This is a genomic window from Aquisphaera insulae, from assembly GCF_011064615.1.
Taxonomy (GTDB): domain Bacteria; phylum Planctomycetota; class Planctomycetia; order Isosphaerales; family Isosphaeraceae; genus Aquisphaera; species Aquisphaera insulae.
This window is the reverse complement of the sequence record NZ_JAALJH010000038.1, coordinates 51640-70440: the sequence shown is the minus strand read 5'-3', so window position 1 is coordinate 70440 and position 18801 is coordinate 51640. Positions and strand designations below refer to the sequence as shown.

Sequence of the window (18801 nt, the reverse complement as noted above, 5' to 3'; positions counted from 1 at the left end):
ATGAGCCCCTTTGCATCCTCTCCGTGAGGCATTTCCCTGCCCGCGGTGCATGTCCTGAATTTGGGGAGATCGCCGTGCCGTCCACCCCCCTCGCCGGCCTGCGCCGGTTTCTCGTGACGCTTGCGCCGGCGGTGGTGGCCGGGATGGCGGCCTTGCAGGCCGCGGACGATGGGAAGGCGCCGGCGCGGCCCGCGTGGACGACCTCGCGCGTGACGGGCTCGCCGGAGCCGCCGCCGCCGTTCCGGCTGGTGAGGGCATTCCCGAGCCTGAAGTTCGATCATCCCCTGCTGATCGTCCGTATGCCGGGGAGCGATCGCATGGTGGTCGGCGAGCAGGCCGGGCGGCTCTATTCGTTCCGGGCCCGGCCCGATGGGAAGGCGGAGCGGTTCCTGGACCTGCCCGCGGAGATCCGGACGGTCTCGCAACTGGCGGGGGCGAAGGAGGTCGAGGCGGTCTACGGGCTGGCCTTCCATCCCGACTTCGCGCGGAACCGCGAGTGCTTCGTCTGCTACACCCTGCGGGCGGCCGACCCGGCGAATCCGAACCTGAAGGACGGCACGCGGGTCTCCCGGTTCCGCGTGACCTCGACAGACCCGCCGCGGATCGACCCGGCGAGCGAGGAGATCCTGCTCACGTTCCTGCAAGGGGGGCACAACGGCGGCGACCTCCACTTCGGCCCCGACGGGAAGCTCTACATCTCCACGGGCGATGCGACCAACCCCAACCCGCCGGATGCCCTCAACACCGGGCAGGACATCTCGGACCTGCTCTCCTCGATCCTTCGCATCGACGTGGATCGGAAGGACGAGGGGAAGGCGTACGCCATCCCGAAGGACAACCCCTTCGTCTCCATGGAGGGCGCCCGCGGCGAGGTCTGGGCGTATGGCTTCCGCAATCCCTGGCGGATGAGCTTCGACCGCGGGACCGGCGAGCTGTTCGCGGGGGACGTGGGTTGGGAACTCTGGGAGATGATCCATCGCGTCCAGAAAGGGGGCAATTACGGATGGTCGGCGCGCGAGGGCCCGCAGCTCATCCGGTCGGACCAGGTCGGCCCGACGCCGATCCAGCCGCCGCTCGTCGAGCTCTCGCACGCGGTCGCCTGCAGCATCACCGGCGGGGTCGTCTACCGGGGCAAGGCGTTCCCGGAGCTGGTCGGCGCGTACGTCTTCGGCGACTGGGAGACCCGCCGCCTCTGGGCCGCGCGGTTCGAAGGGGATCGCGTCCGAGAGATGCCGGAGATCGCCCGGCCGTCGATCCGGATCGTCGCCTTCGGCGAGGAACGCGACGGCGAGATCCTGATCCTCGACTACGACGGAGGAACGATCCACGCGCTGGAGCGTGAGCATGAGTCGGCACGGAACGCGCTGTTCCCGACCGCGCTCTCGCAAACCGGGCTCTTCGCCTCCGTGAAGGACCATCGGCCGGCGGAGGGCGTGGTCCCCTTCGTCGTGAACAGCCGCCAGTGGCAGGACGGGGCGACCGAGGAACACTGGGCGGCGTTCCCGGGCCTCTCCCCCGCGACCCTCTTCCCGACCCCGCGGCCGATCCCCGGCGCGGGGCAGGTCAGCCTGCATCCCTATCGCCTCCACTTCCCGAAGGACGCGGTGCTGACGCGGACGATCTCGGTGGCGGGCCGGCGGGTGGAGACGCAGATGCTCCACTTCGACGGCGGCGACTGGCGTGCCTACTCCTATGCGTGGCGCGACGACCAGACCGATGCCGACCTCGTCCCCGCCGAGGGGGGCGAGAAGGAGGTCCCCGACGGCGGGCGGCGGCGGACCTGGACGTTCCCGGGCCGTGGCCAGTGCATGTCGTGCCACAACAACCAGACGGACTACACGCTCGCGTTCCTGCCGGAGCAGTTGAACCGGCCGGGGCCGGACGGCCGGAACCAGCTCGTGGCGATGACCGAGTCGGGATTCGTCCGACGGGTCGACGAGGAGACGAAGCCCCTGCCGCCCTTCGATGCCGCCTCGGCGGGGAAGGAGCCGCGGCTCGCCGACCCGGCCGACGAGCGGGAGCCGCTCGAGGCCCGCGCCCTCGCTTACCTCCACGCCAACTGCGGCCATTGCCATTGCGACCACGGCGGCAGCTCGGTCCCCCTGCGGTTGAAGTATCCCACGCCGCTCCCGGAGATGCATGCCCTGGACGTGCGGCCCACCCGCGGCGATTTCGGACTGCCGGATGCCCGGATCGTCAGGCCGGGCGATCCGTATTCCAGCACCCTCTACTTCCGGATGGCCAAGTTCGGCCGCGACCGGATGCCCCACCTCGGCGCCGAGCGGCCCGACGAGGCCGGGCTGGCGCTGATCGGGCGCTGGATCGCCGGGCTCAGCGGCAAGCAGGCGACCGGGCCCGTCGTCGTGCCCGAGGCGTCACCCTCCAGCCCGAGGTCCGCGCAAGTCCTGGCGCGGAAGCTCGGCCGGGGAGAGATCCAGGGGACCGCCAGGGCCGAGGCCCTGGCCGCCGCGACGAGGCTCCCGCAGGGGGCGATCCGGGATCTCTTCGAGGGCTTCCTGCCGTCGGACGGGAAGCCGCGGTTGGGCCCGAATCCACGCCCCAGGACGATCCTGGCGCTGGAGGGGGACGTCGGGCGCGGGGCGTCGCTCTTCTGGTCCGCCGGGGTGAAGTGCGGGGAGTGCCACCGGGTCGGGGATCGCGGCACGGCGGTCGGGCCGGACCTGTCGGCCATCGGCAAGGCCCGATCGCGCGGGGACCTGCTGGAGAGCCTGCTGGAGCCCTCGCGGCGGATCGAGCCGCTCTATGCCGCCTACTCGGTCGCGACGCGTCAGGGGCACGCCCTGACGGGGATCCTGGTCCGTCGTGACGCGAGTCGGCTGGTGCTCCGAGATCCGCTGGGGAAGGAGATCTCGATCGAGGCCGCGGACGTCGAGGAGCTGCGCCCCTCGCGGGCCTCATTGATGCCCGAGGGGCAGCTCTCCGGCCTGTCGGCCCAGGAGGCGGCCGACCTGCTCGCGTACCTCTCGTCCCTGAGATGAGAGCGGCCGTGTCGTGCCGGGCGGCCGGGATGCGTGCCGTCAGAAGACCTTGAGGATCGCCGTCTGCATGTTGAAGTCCTCCGGGTGCGCGGCGGTGACGGGGAACTCCCAGAAATTCATAAAGAAATAGTTGTTCATAATATGGAATCGGGTGCCGGGGCCAATGCCCGCGTAGGTGGTCTTGCTCGTGCCCTGCATCGGGACGTTGAAGTTGCCGGCGACGTAGAAGACCAGGTCGCCGAAGGGGACGTCGTGGGGCCGGAAGTACCGGCCGACGGCGAGGTCGCCGGTGAACGACGTCTGAGGGCCGCCGGGGTTCTCGTGCTGGTTCAGCGGGATCACCGGCCCGGCGCCGCCGCGGACCACCCAGGAGCCGCCGGGGTTGGTCCAGAACTCATACCGCGGGCTCAGCGACATGACGTGGTTGCCGTTGAGGGCGGAACCGGTCGGAGTTCGCACGAAGAAGGCGAAGGTCTGGGTGGTCGCCTCGCTCTCGCTCAGGAGGAACCGCGGGATCACCGTGAAGTCGCCGAAGTTGCGGGTATAGCCCTGGAACGGGCTGCTCGTCCCGTTGGCGGCGACGAACGGGACGTCGAAGGCGACTTCGAAGCGGCGGCTGAAGGGGAGGAAGAGCACGTAATCCCCGAAGTAGCCATCGCCCCGGTACGAGGTATTCAGATGGTGATTATATGTAAAGTTCGTGAACCAGAGTCGGTAGAAGACGCCGTCGAAGGCGCCGAGCCAGCCGTGGCGGGGCGTCGTCCCGTTCCGGCCCGCCGGGCCGCCGGCCCATGCCTCGTTCCAGCCCTCGGAGAAGAACGTGCCCAGCGACAGGGGCCGCCATCGGCCCGGTGCGTAGACGTCGCCGAAGAGGGATTCGAGGGCCGCGTCCAGGAAGCTCATCTCGACGCGGGGCGCATCGGGGACCTCGCCGCGGCCGGCGAAATACTCCGGCGCGACCGGCTCCGTGGCCGCGGTGGGCTCCTGGGCGGAGGCGATGCCCGCGATCGAGGTCAGGATGAAGGCGGAGGCTAAGAGGAGTCCCGCGAGGCCGCGCGTCCGGCGGCGGCCTGCGGTGTGCGGACGGCTCGATCTGGGCACGACAGGAACTCCATCCTCATTCGTCGAGGGATCGGGAGCCCTCCGGCTCCTCGGGTTCTTGCTCATTGTGAACTGATGAACCGTGGGTGCGGCCGCCGGGCGAGTGATAACCAATGTATCGATCGGAACGGGCGACGATTTCAGTCGAACCCGGTGGTCCCGGGAAAAAAACGACCCGAATCGAGGCGTCGCCGCGTCCCCCCCCGGGGCGGAGGGATCCGCACTGGCATCGGGCGGGCGGATTGGCTCTAATTCAAGGTCCTGGCTAAGCCCGGCGGAGCCCGCCGGCGGTAGGACGACTCTCCCTCCATTCACCTTGACGGCGGCATCATGAAGCTCGAGACCCTCTGCCTCCACGGCGGCACCCAGCCGGACCCCACCACGCTCTCCCGGGGCGTGCCCGTCTATCGGACCAGCTCGTACGTCTTCAAGAACGCGGAGCATGCGGCCAACCTGTTCGCCCTTCGCGAGCTGGGGAACATCTATACCCGGCTCATGAACCCGACCACGGATGTGCTGGAGAAGCGAGTCGCCCTCCTGGAAGGGGCCCCGGAGCTCGGCGGCCTCGCCGTGGCCTCGGGCACGAGCGGGATCTTCTACTCGATCATCAACGTCGCCCAGGCGGGGGATAACATCGTCTCGGCCCGGAATCTCTACGGCGGGACGTACACCCAGTTCAAGGACATCCTCCCCTCGCTCGGCATCACGACCACGTTCGTGGATTCCAACGAGCCGAAGAACTTCGCCGCCGCGATCAACGACAAGACCCGAGCCCTCTACTGCGAGACGGTCTCCAACCCCGCCTCCGACGTCACGGACCTGGAAGCGGTCGCGAAGATCGCACACGAGCACGGGCTCCCCCTGATCGTCGACTCCACCTTCTCCACGCCGTACCTGACCCGGCCGCTCGATCACGGGGCGGACATCGTGGTGCACTCGCTGACCAAGTGGTTCGGCGGCCACGGCACGGGGATCGGCGGCGTGGTCGTCGACAGCGGCAAGTTCGCCTGGGCGGCCGGCAAGCATCCGCTCTACACGACCCCCGACGAGAGCTACCACGGCCTCCGCTGGGGCATCGACCTCCCCGACGTGCTCCGACCGCTCGCCTTCATCCTGCGGATGCGGACCGTCCCGCTCCGGAACCTCGGGGCGTGCATCGCCCCCGATAACGCCTGGATGTTCCTCCAGGGGATCGAGACCCTGCCGCTGCGGATGGACCGCCACTGCGAGAACTCGCTGGCCGTGGCGAAGTTCCTCAAGACCCACGCGGGCGTCGAGTGGGTGCGATACCCCGGCCTGGAAGGCGACCCGATGTACGACCTCAACCGGAAGTACCTCCGCGGCAAGGGGGGCTCCATGGTCGTCTTCGGCATCAAGGGGGGCGCGGCGGCGGGATCGAAGTTCATCGACTCGCTGAAGCTCTTCTCCCACCTGGCCAACGTGGGCGACGCCAAGAGCCTGGCCATCCACCCGGCGACCACCACCCACTCGCAACTCGAGGAGCAGCAGCAGCGCGAGGGGGGCATCACGCCGGAGCTCGTCCGCCTGAGCGTCGGCATCGAGCACATCGACGACATCCGCGCGGACCTCGACCAGGCGCTGAAGGCCTCGGCCTCGGCCTGAGGCGGCGCGAGGCCAGGCGCACTCAACCCCCCTGCCCCCCTCCGCCCCGCGGCGCCTCGCCGGACCCATCCGGCGGCGCGACGCGGGGCGGATCTCCTCAACGATCGGCCGATCCCCAGGCTTCCCGGATTCATGAGCGATACCATCGGCGAGACGCGGACGCGGTTCTTCGAGTACAACGACCCGGCCCATCCCCTCGTCCTGAGGGTCGGAGCTCCGTTGCCGGCGTTCACCCTGGCGTACGAGATGTACGGCACGATGAACGCCGACCGATCGAATGTGATCCTCCTCTACCACGCGATGACCGGCAACCAGCACGCCGCCGGCTTCAACCCGGAGGTGCCCGGCCTGGACGGTCGCTGGACCGAGGAGAACCACGAGGGCTGGTGGGACGGCTTCATCGGCCCCGGCAAGGCGCTCGACACGGACCGTTTCTGCGTCCTCTGCGCCAACTACCTGGGGGGATGCTACGGCTCGACCGGCCCGGCGTCGATCGACCCGGCCACGGGCAGGCCGTGGGGGCCGTCGTTCCCGGTCCTCCGGATGAGCGACATCGTCGACTCGCAGATCAAGCTGCTGGACCACCTGGGCGTCTCCAGGCTGCACGCCGTGGTCGGCGCGTCGATCGGCGGGTTCCTCGGCCTGCTGACGGCCGCCCGCTACCCGGACCGGGTGCGGATCGTCCTGCCGATCGGCACCGGAGTCGAGACCTCGATCTATCAACGGATCATCAACTTCGAGCAGGTGAACGCGATCGAGGCCGACCCGAACTTCCGCGGCGGCGACTACTACGACGGCGCGCGGCCGGACCTGGGGCTGGCGCTGGCCCGCCGGATCGCCCACAAGACGTTCGTCTCGCTGGACACGCTCCGCGAGCGGGCCCGGACCGAGCTGGTCTCCACCAAGCCGCCGTACGGCTGGTACGAGATGAACCACCCCGTCGAGTCCTACATGCTCCACCAGGGCAAGAAGTTCGTCCGCCGGTTCGACGCCAATAGCTACCTGCGGATCCTGGATGCCTGGCAGTGGTTCAACCTCGTGGACGAGGCCGGCGCGACCAGCTTCAAGGACCTCTTCTCACGCTGCCGGCACCAGGAGTTCCTGGTCTTCAGCATCGACTCCGACCTCTCGTTCCCGCCCCGCGACCAGGCCAGGCTCGTCCGCCTGCTCAAGCGGGCCGGCGTCCCCGTGATGTGGATCACCGTGCACTCGGAGAAGGGCCACGACGCCTTCCTCCTGGAGCCCCGGTCCTTCGCGCCCCACATCCACCAGTTGCTCGAGGACACGCGGACCCCGGCGACGACGTTCCCGTCGAGCTGAACGTCGGCCGAGGCCGCGACGGTATCCTCCTTCGCGCGTCATTCCCGGCCGATGCCCAGCGAATCGGCCACGCGGTTGATGTAATTGAACCAGGCCGCGATGAGGGTGATCTGGAGCCTCGCCGTGTCGTCGAAGCCGGCGGCGGCGAGCCGCTCGTGGTCGGCGGGCGAGACCTTCGTCGCGTCCTTCGTCAGCTTGACGACGTACTCCACCATGACCTTCTCGGCCTCGGTGATGGGCGCCGTCCGGTAGTCTTCCTCGAGGGCCCGGACCAGGCCCTCGTCCAGCGTGACCCGACGCAGAAACTCTGCGTGCGAGACGATTCAGTAGTGGCACGCGTTGGTCAGCGAGACCATCGTGGCGATCATCTCGTGCTGCCTGCGCGCCAGCGGCAGCGAGGGGGACATCAGCGCCCCGAAGGTGGCGAACGCGTGGTAGAGGGCCTCGGGGATCAGCGTGTGCGAGGCGACGATCCCGGGCAGGCCCTCGTCGAGCTCGTGCACGGGCTCGGCGTACTCGGCGGGGTAGAGCACCCGCTGGCGGCCCATCGCGTCGCCAACCCGCGGGTCGTCCTCGGGCGAGACCGTGCGGATCCAGGGCATCGGAATACCTCCCGGCAAGGGATGAAGGACTTTTATCGACGAAAGAATGAGCGTCCGTGGATCTAGAGCTCTGTCGACGCTCAGAATTCGGCTTGCAGGACAGACAGGAATGTCTGTCCCCCCGGGTTTGAAGCCGGGTGTGTCGGAGATTTCGGAGGACAGGCATTCCTGCCTGTCCTGCTGCCAGCCCGAAAATCAAGCTGTGACAGAGCATTAGTTCAGAATGTCGTCGAGTCCGGCGGCCTTCCGCCGCCGGCGGGCGAAGAAGATCTCGTACGCGGGGATCCCCAGCAGCACCACGCCCAGGCCGATCCCCGTGTGGCGGGGATTGTCCCCGGCGAGGAGTACCATGAGCGCCGTGGTGGGCACCAGGAAGAGGATCGGCGGCAGGGGGAACCAGGGGACCGCCAGGGCTTCGGCCCCCTCGCGGCGGCGGAGGACGAAGACGGCGGCGACCGCCAGGCCCAGGAAGAGGACCGTGGGGACGACGAAGTAGCCGAGCAGGGCGTCGAAGTCCCCCACGCCCACCGCCAGCACGCACGCCAGCGCCGCCTGGATGCTCGTGGCCCGCGCGGGGGTCCCGAACCGGGGATGGATCGCGGCCACGCCTCGGAAGAAGAGGCCGTCGCTCGCCATCGCGTAGTAGACGCGGGGCATGGCCATCAGGAGCGCGGCCAGGCTGCCGAGCACCGCGATCACCACGATCAGCGACAGGACCACGCCCCCGGCGCGGCCGAAGAGGACCTCGCCCGCCTGGGAGACGAACATCTTGCGGTCGTCGATCCGCTCCGGCGGCACAAGGTAGAGGAACATCATGCCGATCACGAGGTACGCCAGCGTGACGATACCCACGCCCAGGATCATGGCGCGGGGGAGCGTCCGCCTGGGGTCGCGGACCTCGCCGGCGATCTTGCTCACGTCCCACCAGCCCCCCAGCGAGAAGAACGCCGCGATCATCCCGCCGATGAGCGCACCGACCAGCGGCTTCGAGCCGGGCCGCTGTTCCACGAAGGGGGAGAAGTGCGACCAGTCCCCGCGGCCGGCTCCCAGCCCCCAGAGGATCAGGAAGCCGAGCAGGACGATCTTGATCGCCGCCAGGGCCTTCACCACCTGGGAGCCGAGCCGCAGGCCGACGATGTTCACGGTCGCGAGGGCGAGGATCGCGGCGACGGCGACCCCCGCGCGCTCGAGATCGGAGAGCGGCACGACGTCGCCGATGGAGCTGGCCAGGCCCACGGCCACCGAGGCGGTGATCCCCGGGTCGGTCACCAGCATCGACAGCCAGCCGTAGAGGAAGGCCATCCGGGGCCCGTAAGTCTCCTTCAGGTAGACGTAGAGCCCCCCCGCCTGGGGCATCCGGGCCGCCAGGCCGCCGAACGAGAGGGCGCCACCGATCGCGGCGGCGCCCGTGGCGAGCCAGACCGCCAGGATCCAGAACGGCGAGCCCAGCGACTTCACCATCCCGGCGGTGGTCAGGAAGATGCCCACGCCGATGACCTCGGCCACGATCACGGCCGTGGTGGTGGCCAGGCCGAGCTGCCGCGTCAGCGTGGACGCGGCTCCGGACGCAGAACCGGGGACTGACACCTCAGCCCCCGGATCAATCGAGAGATTCGCCATGCGCCGATCTCGCCTGGAAACGGCCTCAGAGGGCGAAGACCAGCAGGGCCATCATGCCCGCGGCGATGACGCCCAGGCTGCCGAGGCGGGCGAGGCTCTCCTCCGCCATCGAGGGAGGGGCGTCGGTGGGGCGAAGGATGGTGGTGGGAGAAAGCATGAGTACGAGCTCCTCTGTCACGCAATGCGGGAAACTTGCCTTGAACGCATGGGGGTTGCAGGGCCTGCCGATCGCGAGCCATGTCGGGGGACGTCACAACCGCCAGGATCATGCCTGGCCCTGGAGGACGGACCCACACGCATTCAGGCGCGTCCTGCCATCAGCGGCCGGACGCACAGGCTTCCTACGATCGGGAGAGGCGAATCGTTCAGGCGAGGAATCGAGGAGGATGGAAGATCCCCGAGGAGAGGATGGCGGGGAGAGGCCAGGCTGCTTCCGAAAATTCGCTCCGGTGCGAAGCGGAAGAGGAGCGAGCCTGGGATTGGAGGACGCCCCAGTGATCGAGCGTCGGGGGGGCGATGACGGTCGTGGACCCGGAAAGCGGCGGGACGTGACCGGAGCATCCGGGGCCCGAGCACGGGGCGGGCTTGCGCGGGGCCATGTCCTGGCTGTCCGCGAGCGTTCCCCCCGTGATCAGGTCGTCGAAGCGGGCGACGGAGGCCAGGAAGCGGTCGTGCGTCCCGGACCCCACGGCGTGATTGCAGCCCGCGGCGGCCTCCGGCGCGAGCAGCCCCTGGGCCAGGGCGATCAAGAACGCCCCCGCCAGGAACCGAATCGGCATGCCGGATGACGACGACCTCATCACGCCTCGATTGCCCGAACGAGCAGATCTGAGAGGAACCGGGTCTCGTACCGTGGCCACGACTTGGGTAGCAAGAAAAGGTGGCGCCTCGGCGCCGATGCGAGAAGATACCTCAGGACCATCGGCCGCCGCAAGAAGATCTTCCAGGAAAAGTGCTCGAAATATCCGACCCGCCGGGGCGAGACGTCCCAGGCTCCGCCCCGGCGGGACGTGCCGGCTCAGATCGACGAGTCGTCCTCGTCCTTGTCGTCCGCTTTCTCCTTCTTGCTCTTGAGGTCCTTCAGTTCCTTGAGGAGCTGGTCCACCTGCCCCTCGAGCTCGCGGAGGCGTTGCTGCTTGCCAGGGGCGTCCGGCGGGGCGGGGAGCTCGCGGCGCTCGCGGGCGGCAGGGGGCGAGTCGGGGGCCGGCGGCCGGGGCGGCACGGGCGGGAGGGGCCGTCCGTCCGGGCCGCGGCGAGGGCCGCGCGGCAGCCGCATCTCGCGGGCGTTCCGGCGCTGCATCGAATCGCGGAGGCGTCGGGTGGCCTCGTTGAGCTGCTGCTGGAGCTTCATGACCTCGCGGCGGGCCTGCTCGACGTCCTGTTCGGGGGTGGCCGGTGGCGCCGGCGGGGCCGGAGTCGCCGGAGCCTCGGCCGTCGGCGCGTCGCCCTTCCTGCGCTCGGGAGCCGGCGTGCGGAACCCGCGGCGGACGTCGTCCCGGGCCTGGTCGAGATGATCGCCGACCGCGCCGTGCAATTCCTGCCGGGCCTTCTCGACGGCCTCCTTCACGTCGCGGCTCGCCTTCTCGGCGGCCTCGCGAGAGCGGGTCTCGAGCGTGCCCCCCTCCTTGAAGCTCTCGCGGAGCTCGTCCCGGGTCCGCTCCAGGGCCTCGCGAAGGTCCTTCGACAGGACTCCATCCTTGTCGAGCGCCTTGCTGACGTCGCCGGCGGCCCTATCGAGCTTCTCCATGACCTCGCGGGCGATCGGCCCGAGGTCGCTGGACAGCTTGTCGCCCAGCTCCTTGAGGTGCCGCTCGAGGATGTCGCCGACGTCCCGGGACGCCTCGCCGGCCTGGTCCCTGAGCTTCTCGGCCGCGTCGCCGGCCCGCGTGGCGGCCTCGTCGAGGTCCTTCTCGGCCTTCTGGCGGCCGTCATCGGCCTTCCGGGCCGCTTCCTCCCGTAGAAGTTCCCGGAACTGACGGTTTACCTCTTGCCGATTCTTGTCTTGCTCCAGCATCGACTCGAGCCGGAGGAGTTTCTCCACGGCCTCCCTCTCCCGTTTCGCATTCGGGTCGATGTCGTCGATCATCTGGGCTCGGGCCGTGACTGGGAACGCGGCGGCCAGGCCGAGCGCCCCGATGCACGCCGCCCGGCGGAGACGGCGGAAACTCCTCGCGTCGGTGATCATCCTCGTCCTCCCTTCAGTGGCCGATCAAGATGCAGAGGCCGGCGCGCACGCCGCCCCAGGGGACTTCGCCTCCCGGCTTCCATTATTGGCGACGCCGGTCGGGCCGGCCTTGTCTCCTCCCGTAACTCGCGGCGAAGTCTTGACTTCGGGGGTGCCAGATCCTCGCCTCGCGGGCGGTCCTCGCGAGGGCCAACTACGGGGGCCTCGAGGCGGTCCGTCATGGTGGCGGCCGGGCTCGCGTTAGGGGGCGTGCTTCGCCTACGGCCGGGTGGCCTCGGCGGCCGGGACGGCCTGGAGCGAGATCTCGCCGTTGCTGGTCTCGAGTCGGACGTTGATCGCGGCCTCGGCCTCGGCGATCGGCCCGGAGCCGATGCTCGCCTTCGGGGTGCCGGCCAGCCGCCCGACCAGGTGATTGGTCCCCGGCTTGCCATCTTGAACTTCCAGGCCGGCGAGCTCGCTCGTGACCCGGCCGTTGGACGTGCGGGCGGAGACGTGCAGGGGAGCGGAGCTGGGGACGGCCAGGACCACGCGTCCGTTGGACGTCTTCAGCGAATGCTCCCCCGTCGCCAGGTTGCCGACGAAGCGGACCTCGCCGTTGGAGGTCGTCGCCGCGACGACCGCGTCGGTCCCCTCGGCGTCGATCCGCCCGTTGCTCGTTTCCAGGTCGAGCTTCCCGCGGGCGGCTCGCACGTCGATCTCCCCGTTGGTTGTATGAGCGACGATCGGCGAGTGGACGCCGAGCGCGTGGATCCGGCCGTTCCGCGAGGTCAGCGTCAGCGCGGTGTCCGTCGGGACCTGGAGCTCGATCTCCGCCGCCGACGACCAGGCGAGCTTCGAGCCGGCCCGCGTGGCCACGACGCGGACCGTGTCTCCTTCCTGGGCGTAGGCCACCTGGACGTTGGCGATGTCCCCCTCGGCGGCCGCCTGGTCCCTGCCGCAGCCGATCCGCGTCACCTTCACCTTGACCTCGCGGCCGGGGATCGCGGCGACCTTGATGCCGCCGTTGAAGGTCTCCGCGATCACCGCGGGGCTCCCCTGCCCCGCGATCGGGAACGACCGCTCCTCGACGAGCGTGGCGCGGACCATGTTCGTCATGATCGCGGCGCAGCCGGCCGACAGGAGGAGCGTGCATGGGACCAGCAGCAGGGCCATCCGGGGGGTCTTCGGCGGGATCATCGGCAGCCTCCAGGCGGGGGGCGTTGCGAGCTCCGCGACCGCCCCGCTGACCGGAATTCGCACCGGTCGCCCCAATATTGGCCCCGAGGCGATCCCTGCATCGGGAGGTTCGCCGTGCGGCGTCCCGTGGCCCGGGAGGCCGCACGGCGAGTTGCCCGGCGTCATCGCCATCACTTCCGCTTCGTGTATTCGACCTCCATCATCTTCGCCTCCTTGCCGCCGGTGATCGTACCGGTCGCGTACATGACGAAGTGGCGTGTACCCTCGTCCTTCGCGGTGGTCACCATCCGCATCACCATCTTCGTGTTGTCGACCGGGCAGACGCCGTCGCCCGTGAAGCTGAGCGTCTTCGTCCCGGCGTCGTACGTCCCCTCCAGGACGATGACGGACGTGCTCATGCTATCGATCCAGGTCCCGACGTACTTCTTCTTGATCGGATCGTAGCCGTACTGGCCGCGGCCCTCGAAGGCCAGCCCGGCGAAATCCCCCTTGAACGTCGAGACGATCCAGAGGCCCCCGGTGATCACCGTGTTGACCTCGACCCCCTTGGTGACCGTCGGGGCCGACTCCGGCCCGGCCTCGTACGACTTGATCGTGGCATCCCACGTCCCCTCGTCCGCCGCCAGGATCTTGTGCTCGGCGGTCGGCTTGGGGAACGGAGGATCGTCGGCCCTCGCGATCGAGGCCAGGGCGGTCACGGCGACGCACAGGCAGGCGAAGGACTTTGCCGGCTTCATCGTCATTCTCCTCGGTCCGAAAATGGTCGAGATGGGACGCGACAGGGAATATGTGCGCACGTTCAGGTTTTGTCAAGAAATTTTCGACCGATTTCGTCCCCAGCCCGCGCCGTTTCGGCCCCGTCGGCTCGAGTCGGGAGTCGGCCCTTCGGGCTTCAGGGATGCTCGCGCCGCCTTCTCGCCTCGTAGGCCCCGAGGGCGAGGTAGGCGGTCCGGAGGAGGCTTGGGGAGCCGTCGGCCGGACGGGGGGCGCGTCGGATCAGGTCGCCGAGGATGTGGTCCGCCTCCGTGGGGGCGCCGCGCTCGACGTCGCCGAGCATGGAAGCGGTCATCGTCGATCCCCGGTCCGTGAGGATCCCGCGTGCCCAATCGAGGTGCTTCTGCCGGGGCGGCCGTCCGACGGCGACGGCGATGGCGTTGCACTCGTCCAGGAGGGCGACCGCCAGGTCGGATCCGCCCGCCGCGGCGAGGTCCCCGACCGAGGCGCGGACGAGGCAGGTGGTCCCCGCCAGGGCGGCGAGGAAGACCCATTTCTCCCACATGTCGAGGAGGATGTCGTCGCTCGCCCGGGGGTTGAAGTTCGCCCCCTGGAAGGCGGTCGAGGCCGCCTGAACGGCCGCGGCCTGCTCCTCCAGGCGGGCCCCGTAGACCAGGCCGTGGACGTCGCTGCGGTGGATGATCCGCCCGGCGTCGTCGAGCGCGGCCGAGATGAAACAGGCCCCGCCCAGGACCCTCTCGGTCCCGAACCGGGCGTCGAGTGTCTCCAGATGCCTCATCCCGTTGAGCATCGGCAGGACGATCGAACCCGGCCCGACGGCCGGCGCGAACGAGGCGATGGCCCCGTCCAGGTCATATGCCTTGCAGCTCAGGAGTACCAGGTCGAACGGCCCGCGGGACTCGAGGTCGGCCGCCAGGACGGTCGGCGGATTCTCGATGGTCGCGTCCCCGCGGCCGCTCCGGATGGCCAGCCCCGTCGCCGCCAGCGCCTCCGCACGTCGTGGCCGCACCAGGAACGTGACGTCCCGCCCGGCCTCGAGCAGCCTCCCACCGAAGTATCCGCCGGTCGCCCCGGCACCGACGACGAGGATTCTCATGGGTGGCTCCGGTTTCTGGAGGGTGACCCGATCTCGCGATCCGGTTTCGCCGCGGTGGACTCGATGCCACGTTTCGGCACTGTCCCGAAATGCTGAGAGCGAGGGCCTGGGGCGTTTGACTGTTGGCACATTGCTGCGGCGGGGTGGCCGTGGTGGACGCGCAGCGACACCACGGTAAGGCAAGCCGTTGCGCCGGACGGGCTTTGCTGCCAGGCCACGGCGGTCCCGTGGTGTTCCACCACGGCCACCCGGAGGCTCTGCTTGTGTGCAAGGAGTGTCAAGAGCCGCCCCCGCGACTTGGGAAGATGCCCCCGTTTCCGTCCCTCACGCGAACCGCTCCAGCTCTTCCCCCTTGGCGACGACGGTGATGCCGTCGGCGGTGAGGGTGAAGCCACGGGCCAGGTCGAGGTCGCGGTTCCAGCCGATCTCGAATCCGGCGGGGACCTTCACGTCCTTGTCGACGATCGCGCGGCGGATCCGGGCGTGTCGGCCGACGTCGACGTTGTCCAGGAGGATGGAGTCCTCCACCAGGGCGAAGCTGTTGACGCGGACGTTGGGGGAGAGGATGCTCCGGTACACCTGGCCGCCGGAGATGATGCACCCCTGGCAGACGACCGAGTTGAACGCCGCGCCCCGGCGATCCGGGTCGGTGTGGACGAACTTGGGCGGCGGGAACGGGCGCTGGAACGTGTGGATCGGCCAGTCGCGGTCGTAGAGGTTGAGGATCGGGTCGATGGAGATCAGGTCCATGCTCGTCTGGTAGTATGCGTCCAGGGTGCCGACGTCGCGCCAGTAGGCGGCCGTCTTGCGGTTCTCGTCGCGGAACGGGTAGGCGAAGATCCGCATCCCGGCCTCGAGCATGGAGGGGATGATGTCGCGGCCGAAGTCGTGGCGGCTGGCCTCCTTGCGGGCGGCGTCCTGGAAGAGCTGCTCGTACATGACGCCGGTGTTGAAGACGTAGATGCCCATCGAGGCGAGCGACAGGCCCGGGCTGCCGGCCATGGGCGGGGGCTCGGCGGGCTTCTCCACGAACTCGGAGATCCGCCCGGCGGCGTCGGCGGCCAGGACCCCGAACTCCGAGGCCTGCTCCCGCGGGACCGGCAGGCAGGCCACGGTCAGGTCGGCCCGGTTGTCGCGATGGTAGTCGATCATCCGAGCATAGTTCATCTTGTAGATGTGATCGCCGGCCAGGATGATCGTGTCGCGCGGGGCGGCCTTCTCGATGGTGTAGACGTTCTGGTAGATCGCGTCGGCGGTCCCCATGTACCACGTGTCGGCGAGCCGCTGCTGGGGCGGGATGACCTCGACGTACTCTCCCAGCTCGCGGCAGAGGAACTTCCACCCCTGGTCGATGTGCCGGTTCAGCGAGGATGCCTTGTACTGGGTGAGGACCAGGACCTTGCGGAGCTCCGCGTTGATGCAGTTGGATAGGGTGAAGTCGATGATCCGGTAGAGGCCGCCGAAGGGGACCGCCGGCTTGGCGCGGTCCCTCGTGAGCGGGTCGAGCCGCGTCCCCTTCCCCCCCGCCAGGACGATCGCCAGCACATCCCGATACACCGCCCGCCTCCACGCCCTGCCCGACCGCCGCCGCCGCCGCCGGGCGGATCCCCTCGATCGTCGAGGGGCCATCGGCCCGCGATGGGGCTCCTTCCATTCTGTGCAACCGACGCGGCCGAAGCCAGCGGGGGGCCGCCCGGGGAAACCGGCTTGGCCCCCGGGGGCCGGCGGCCTTACAATCGAGGGACGCACCGGCCCCCTCGCCCCGCGACGCGGGCGCCCGATTCTTCACGAAAGCTTCGACCGATCCTCGCATCCGATCGCGACGATGAGGGCCCCGCCCGCGCCCCCTCCCGGCGCGGGCTCCCGCCGATGTCGGCGATCGCGGGGCGTGACGAGACTCCGAAACCGAAGGACCACGAAAGCGAATTCCATGCCTGCTCAACCTCATTCGGATCGATCGGGGGCGGCCCCCCGCGCAGCCTTCGGCGCCCTCTCCCTGGTGGCGGCCCTCGCGGCCGGGGCCGGGGCCGGCGCCCAGGAGCCCCCCGCGCCGGCCGTGAAGGATCGCATCAAGGAGCTCCAGGCCCGCTACGTCGCCTCCGCCGCGGAGAAGCTCCCCCGGGCCTACCACTTCGGCTCCCAGGGCCCCGGCGACGTCTTTTCGAACCATCACAGCCACAGCAATCGCATGGTCCCGGTCTACACGTTCGGGCGCAAGATCGACGTCTCCTCGGTGATGGGCTCGAACAGCCGCTATCGCGACCCCGAGCGGATCAAGGAGACCTTCGGCCGTCTCCCCGAGAACACCCTCAACCCCTCGGCCGACTACGCCGATCAGAGCGACCTCCGCCGGGTGCTGAGTGATGCCGCCGGCCGCGGCGTCAAGCACCTGTTCATCGTCTGGTTCGACGGGCTGGACTGGCCGACGACGCGGGCCGCGGCGATCGTCAAGTCGGGCAAGGTCTATGACGAGGGGAAGGGCGCGGGCCTCTTCTTCCAGGACTACGCGGCGGAGGGCTCCGCGCAGTACGGATACGTCGTCACCAGCCCGACCCACGACTTCAGCGTGCAGGACGTGGACCGGCAGATGGTCTCGATCCCCGCGAGGAGCCTGCCGGGGGGCTACGACGCCCAGATCGCCGGCCCCAACCCCTGGACGCTCGGGCCGCTCGGCCCCAAGGCGCCGGGCTACTTCAAGGGGCAGAACTCCAACGACGCCGACAAGGCCGGCGTCCTGGACGTCAAGCGGATCCTCCACGCCTACACCGATTCCTCGCAGAGCGCCGCGGAGCTCGTCAGCGGCGTCAAGTCGTACAACAGCGGCCTCAACGTGGCGGACGACAGCCGGCTGGTCCCCACCCTCTTCCACGAGCTCCAGGAGCGGGGCTGGAAGGCCGGCACCGTGACGAGCGTCCCCTTCAATCACGCCTCGCCGGCGGGGATGTACGCCCAGAACGTGGAGCGGGACGACTACCAGGACCTCGCCCGCAGCATGCTCGGCCTGCCGGGGATCATCCAGCAGGCGCGCGGCGGCAAGCTCTACCCGGGCCTGGACGTGGTCATGGGGACCGGCTACGGGATCGTGACCACGACCTCGAGCCTGAAGATGCAGGGCAAGAACGGCGTCGAGGGCCCGCTCTTCATCACCGACGCCGACCGCGCGGCGATCGACGTCCGCAACGGCGGCAAGTACGTCTGCGTCCACACCGAGCCGAATACCAGCGGCGAGGCGGTGCTGAAGGCCGCCGCCGCCGAGGCCGTCCGCAAGAAGGCCCGCCTCTTCGGCCTCTTCGGCGCGAAGGGCCTGGACCATCTTCCCTACCGGACCGCCGACGGCCGGTTCGACCCGGCGCCGAGCCTGAACAGCAAGGGGGTCCCGGTGGCGGCCGAGGCCTACTCGCCGACCGAGATCCTGGCCCAGCCGACGCTGGTCAACATGGCCGAGTCGGCGATCGACGTCCTGTCCGCCGACCCCGACCGGCCGTTCATCCTCTTCGTCGAGGCCGGCGACGTGGACTTCGGCCTCCACGCCAACAACCTGGACAACGCCATCGGAGCCCTCTACAGCGGCGAGGCCGCCGTCCAGGCCATCGTCAAGTGGGTCGAGGCCCACAGCAACTGGGACGACTCCGCCGTCCTGGTCTCCTCCGACCACGGCCACTACCTGGTCGTCGACGACCCCAAGGCCCTCATCGAGGGGGACTGAACCGGGATCGGCCCGTCCCGTCGCCGCCTCCGCCGGGGCGACGACGGGGGCCACGGCGGATTGGGTTCGGTCGTCGCGAGGCTGTTCCCGCGACGTCGACACAACTCCTTGTGGTACAAGGGATAGATTGAGCTCTGAAATTGGCTTCGATGGCGCGATCTCGTCGATTTGCGGCGGCCTCGGCGACTCGTCCTCGCCCGCCTGCCGGCCCTTGCGGAGGCTGCGGAGCTCACCGAGGATCTCCGTCAGGTCGCGGCTCATCGCCTCCAGCCTGAGCCGGAAGTCCGGTCGGGCGGACGTCTCCGCATCCGCCTTCTCGGCCTGCTCGATCCTCCAGCAGACCTCGGCCGCCCGGGTCAGGAGGTCCTTCTCGTACCCGCCAGCGTCCGGATCGGCCTCGGCGAGGAAGATCGCGAACAGCCGCTCCAGCCCGCGCGGCCTGGACCTCCCCGCCCCCCGGAATCGTCCCCCTTCCCTCCGCCTGGCTTCGATCGACCGGGCAGCGTACGGCCGGTTGGCGGAGATCTGAGCCTGTGCGGCCATTGATGGATGCCTCCGCGTGGAGGGACCGGGAATCGAGCGCGCGGACTCGCGCAGCCTCTATCCCAGTACAATCCCGAAAAAAGGCCGGCGAGTTT

General features: G+C 69.5%; 16 protein-coding genes. 5 read left to right on the top strand and 11 right to left on the bottom strand.

What is annotated here, in order from left to right; translation table 11 throughout:
* Positions 1–74: 74 nt before the first annotated feature.
* A complete protein-coding gene (locus G6O54_RS19785; protein ID WP_165227392.1) occupies positions 75–2999 on the top strand; it encodes a PQQ-dependent sugar dehydrogenase in 2925 nt (974 codons plus the stop codon).
* A 39-nt stretch (positions 3000–3038) separates the two neighbouring features.
* Here G6O54_RS19785 and G6O54_RS19780 read toward each other — a convergent pair whose 3' ends face one another.
* Complete coding sequence (locus tag G6O54_RS19780; RefSeq protein ID WP_165227391.1) at positions 3039–4100, bottom strand: hypothetical protein; 1062 nt, start codon at positions 4098–4100, stop codon at positions 3039–3041.
* Between the two features lie 330 nt (positions 4101–4430).
* Between G6O54_RS19780 and G6O54_RS19775 the strand changes: the two genes are divergently transcribed.
* Both G6O54_RS19775 and metX read left to right on the top strand, forming a co-directional pair.
* The gene (locus G6O54_RS19775) at positions 4431–5723 is read left to right on the top strand and encodes an O-acetylhomoserine aminocarboxypropyltransferase/cysteine synthase family protein (RefSeq protein ID WP_165227390.1); all 1293 of its coding nucleotides are present in this window, start codon (positions 4431–4433) and stop codon (positions 5721–5723) included.
* A 132-nt stretch (positions 5724–5855) separates the two neighbouring features.
* Positions 5856–7043 (top strand): homoserine O-acetyltransferase MetX, encoded by a 1188-nt coding sequence (gene metX, locus G6O54_RS19770; protein WP_165227389.1) that lies wholly within the window; start codon positions 5856–5858, stop codon positions 7041–7043.
* 38 nt (positions 7044–7081) lie between these two features.
* Here the strand turns inward: metX and G6O54_RS19765 are convergent, their stop codons facing one another.
* The 10 genes from G6O54_RS19765 to glgC all read right to left on the bottom strand — a co-directional run bounded on the left by G6O54_RS19765 (position 7082) and on the right by glgC (position 16014).
* Positions 7082–7258: a carboxymuconolactone decarboxylase family protein gene (locus G6O54_RS19765; protein ID WP_165227388.1), complete on the bottom strand. Its 177-nt coding sequence runs from the start codon at positions 7256–7258 to the stop codon at positions 7082–7084.
* Positions 7259–7366: 108 nt separating this feature from the next.
* Positions 7367–7645, bottom strand: a complete 279-nt coding sequence (locus G6O54_RS19760; RefSeq protein WP_165227387.1) for a carboxymuconolactone decarboxylase family protein — start codon at positions 7643–7645, stop codon at positions 7367–7369.
* 213 nt (positions 7646–7858) lie between these two features.
* Positions 7859–9265 carry an APC family permease gene (locus G6O54_RS19755; RefSeq protein ID WP_165227386.1) on the bottom strand — a complete coding sequence of 469 codons (1407 nt, stop codon included), beginning with the start codon at positions 9263–9265 and terminating at the stop codon, positions 7859–7861.
* 25 nt (positions 9266–9290) lie between these two features.
* The gene (locus G6O54_RS38395; RefSeq protein WP_256368994.1) at positions 9291–9422 is read right to left on the bottom strand and encodes a hypothetical protein; all 132 of its coding nucleotides are present in this window, start codon (positions 9420–9422) and stop codon (positions 9291–9293) included.
* Between the two features lie 208 nt (positions 9423–9630).
* Positions 9631–10065 (bottom strand): hypothetical protein, encoded by a 435-nt coding sequence (locus G6O54_RS19750; RefSeq protein ID WP_165227385.1) that lies wholly within the window; start codon positions 10063–10065, stop codon positions 9631–9633.
* A gap of 218 nt (positions 10066–10283) precedes the next feature.
* The gene (locus tag G6O54_RS19745) at positions 10284–11450 is read right to left on the bottom strand and encodes a hypothetical protein (RefSeq protein WP_165227384.1); all 1167 of its coding nucleotides are present in this window, start codon (positions 11448–11450) and stop codon (positions 10284–10286) included.
* A 258-nt stretch (positions 11451–11708) separates the two neighbouring features.
* The gene (locus tag G6O54_RS19740) at positions 11709–12626 is read right to left on the bottom strand and encodes a DUF4097 family beta strand repeat-containing protein (RefSeq protein ID WP_165227383.1); all 918 of its coding nucleotides are present in this window, start codon (positions 12624–12626) and stop codon (positions 11709–11711) included.
* Positions 12627–12796: 170 nt separating this feature from the next.
* Positions 12797–13363 (bottom strand): DUF1579 domain-containing protein, encoded by a 567-nt coding sequence (locus tag G6O54_RS19735; RefSeq protein WP_250846988.1) that lies wholly within the window; start codon positions 13361–13363, stop codon positions 12797–12799.
* Positions 13364–13518: 155 nt separating this feature from the next.
* On the bottom strand, positions 13519–14457 hold the full coding sequence (locus tag G6O54_RS19730) for a ketopantoate reductase family protein (RefSeq protein ID WP_165227381.1): 939 nt from the start codon (positions 14455–14457) through the stop codon (positions 13519–13521).
* A gap of 324 nt (positions 14458–14781) precedes the next feature.
* A complete protein-coding gene (gene glgC / locus G6O54_RS19725; protein WP_165227380.1) occupies positions 14782–16014 on the bottom strand; it encodes a glucose-1-phosphate adenylyltransferase in 1233 nt (410 codons plus the stop codon).
* 373 nt (positions 16015–16387) lie between these two features.
* On the opposite strand from glgC, the gene G6O54_RS19720 reads away from it, so the two are divergent.
* Entirely contained in the window at positions 16388–18163 is a 1776-nt protein-coding gene (locus tag G6O54_RS19720) for an alkaline phosphatase (protein ID WP_205678927.1), read from the top strand.
* A 127-nt stretch (positions 18164–18290) separates the two neighbouring features.
* The gene (locus tag G6O54_RS19715; protein WP_165227379.1) at positions 18291–18692 is read left to right on the top strand and encodes a hypothetical protein; all 402 of its coding nucleotides are present in this window, start codon (positions 18291–18293) and stop codon (positions 18690–18692) included.
* Positions 18693–18801 lie beyond the last annotated feature (109 nt).